Below are 2,576 nucleotides of genomic sequence, written 5' to 3' on the forward strand. Positions count from 1 at the left end.
AGGCCGCGTGGGCGCTGGGCGCCTCGCACGGCACCCAGTCGCCGCACGAGCCGCCGCGCTGGCCGGCCGCGGCGAGCCAGGTCTTCGAGCCGGGCGAGGAGCTGCCGGTGGGGCAGGCGGTGCGGCAGCAGTACGTGGCGGTGCGGGAGCAGACCCACCCCGGGGCCTTCGAACCCGGGGCCTTCGAACCCGGGACCGTCGCGCCGGGAGCCCAGGAGACCGTGGGGCACTCGGCGGGCGGTGGATACGAGGCCGGGGGGTTCGAGGCCGGGGGGTACGAGGCCGGGGGGTACGAGGCCGGTGGGTTCGAGGTCGGGGGGTACGAGGCCGGGGGCGGTCATGGCCATGGGGCGGGCGGCGGGTACGGGACCATGTGAGGCCCAGGCCCCGCGGCCTCGGGACGCGGGACGCGGGACGCGGCGTCGATGCCCGGATCGCTAGTCCAGGTAGCCGCGGAGCTGATCGGCGAAGGCGTGGTCGCGGAGCTTGTTGAGCGTCTTCGACTCGATCTGGCGGATCCGCTCCCGCGTCACCCCGAAGATCCGGCCGATCTCCTCCAGCGTGCGGGGGCGGCCGTCGGCCAGTCCGTACCGCAACTGCACCACCTTGCGTTCGCGCTCGCCGAGCGTCGACAGCACGGCCTCCAGGTGCTCGCGGAGCAGCAGAAAGGCCGCGGACTCCACGGGTGAGGCCGCGTCGCCGTCCTCGATGAGGTCGCCGAGGGCCACATCGTCCTCCTCGCCGACCGGCGCGTGCAGCGACACCGGCTCCTGGGCCAGCCGCAGCACCTCGCTCACCCGCTCCGGGAGGAGGTCGAGATGGGCGGCGACCTCCTCGGGGGTGGGTTCGTAGCCGCGCTCCTGGAGCATCCGGCGCTGGACCCGCACCACCCGGTTGATCAGCTCGACGACATGCACCGGGACCCGGATCGTCCGGGCCTGGTCGGCCAGGGCGCGGGACATGGCCTGGCGGATCCACCAGGTCGCGTACGTCGAGAACTTGTACCCGCGGGCGTAGTCGAACTTCTCGACCGCGCGGATCAGGCCGAGGTTGCCCTCCTGGACCAGGTCGAGCATGGTCAGGCCGCGGCCGATATAGCGCTTGGCGACGGAGACGACGAGGCGGAGGTTGGCCTCGATCAGCCGGCGCTTGGCCATCCGGCCCAGAACCACCAAACGGTCGAGGTCCACGGCGAGTTGGGAGTCGAGGTCGGGGGTGTTGCCGAGCTTCTCCTCGGCGAAGAGACCCGCCTCGACCCTGCGCGCCAGCTCGACCTCCTCGACCGCGGAGAGCAGCGGTATCCGCCCGATTTCGCGGAGGTACTGGCGGAAGAGGTCGGCGGAGGGGCCGCTGGTGTCGGCGCGGGCGGGCGGCTCGATCGGTTCGACGGGCTCTACGACGGTATCGACGGGTTCGCCCGGCTCGGCAGGCTCGACGGGCTCGACCGGCTCGACGGATTCCGCTTCGGGGCCGGAGTCGGGATCGGGGTCGGAGGCGGGGTCGGCCATGGCGTCCGGTGCGGCGTCCTGGTCGGTCTCCGGTGCACCCTCCGAAGCGAGGTCCGCCGGGTCCTCGGGCACGGCCGGCGCTACCGGTGCGGCGCCGGGCGGGCGGTCGGGCACGGGGTGCGGCGAGGCCGCGAGGGCCGCGTCGGTGAGGGTCTGGGTCTGCACGGGGGCGACCTCCAGGGTGATCGCTGCTGAGGGGGCAGAACGATCGGGCACGGCACGGCGGCCGCGCCGCCGTCCGTCCCGTACATCATGAGCGGATCTGCGGGGGATTCCGGCCCTACCTGACCAACACCGCCGCGCTCCGAGGACTCAGGCACCGCACCCCAGTGTGGAGTACGACACAGGCCCGCCACGAGGGGCGTGCGGGCATTTTTTGCTCAGCGGCCCGTGACCGTACGACTACCCGGCGGCTACAGCGTCCTCCCCGGCCCGCCCGCCGAGGCATGAACGAGCTGGCCGGAACCCATCCATGAGCCCCTTACCGCCCGCACTGCCATGAGCGCCCGCACTGCCGTGAGCGCCCGCTCGGCCTACAGCGCCGCCGCGCCCCGGTCCCGGAGGGACTGGCCGTACTGCTGCAACACCCACAGCTCGTTCTGCACGGCGGCCAGATGGGCGGGGTCCGCATGCTGCCCCAGGCGCTGGAGGGCGCCCCGCACCTCGGTCACGCGCTGATTCACCGCGGCCAGCCGTACGGCCACCAACTGCACGCCCGCGTAGACCTCGTCCGGGTCGCGGCGGGTGTGCGGCGGCTCGACGGCCAGCTCGGTGACCATGGCCCGGACCGTGTCGTCGGGGGCCGCCTCCCGGACCCGGGCGAGATAGTCGGCGTCCGCGGCGGCCGTGCCGCCCGCGTCCTCGATGGTGCGGCGCACCGCCGCGTACGGCGGGGCGGTGAACTCGTCGATGCCGTAGGCGTCGAAGGCCGGGGAGACCAGGTCCGGGTGCTGAAGCGCCAGCTTGAGCAGCTCGCGCTCGACGCGATGGGCGGGGCTGCGCAGATTCAGCGCCGGGCCGCGCGGGACCGGCGGCGCGCCCCCGGCCCCAGGGCCCCCGGCGCCAGGG

At 74.0% G+C, this 2,576-nt stretch carries 2 protein-coding genes and 1 pseudogene; 1 reads left to right on the forward strand and 2 read right to left on the reverse strand.

All coding sequences use genetic code 11. The features are described from left to right. A pseudogene (locus tag KN815_RS48500) lies at positions 1 to 377 on the forward strand (hypothetical protein); the annotation flags it as partial. A 60-nt stretch (positions 378 to 437) separates the two neighbouring features. On the opposite strand, the gene KN815_RS48505 reads toward KN815_RS48500, so the two are convergent. Both KN815_RS48505 and dnaG read right to left on the reverse strand, forming a co-directional pair. Further along, positions 438 to 1,673, reverse strand: a complete 1,236-nt coding sequence (locus KN815_RS48505; protein WP_216348127.1) for an RNA polymerase sigma factor — start codon at positions 1,671 to 1,673, stop codon at positions 438 to 440. A 368-nt stretch (positions 1,674 to 2,041) separates the two neighbouring features. Continuing rightward, positions 2,042 to 2,576: DNA primase (dnaG, locus tag KN815_RS48510; protein WP_507229939.1), on the reverse strand; the 535-nt coding region annotated here is incomplete at its 5' end.

Origin of the sequence: Streptomyces niphimycinicus, assembly GCF_018883605.1 — a bacterium.
GTDB lineage: Bacteria > Actinomycetota > Actinomycetes > Streptomycetales > Streptomycetaceae > Streptomyces > Streptomyces niphimycinicus.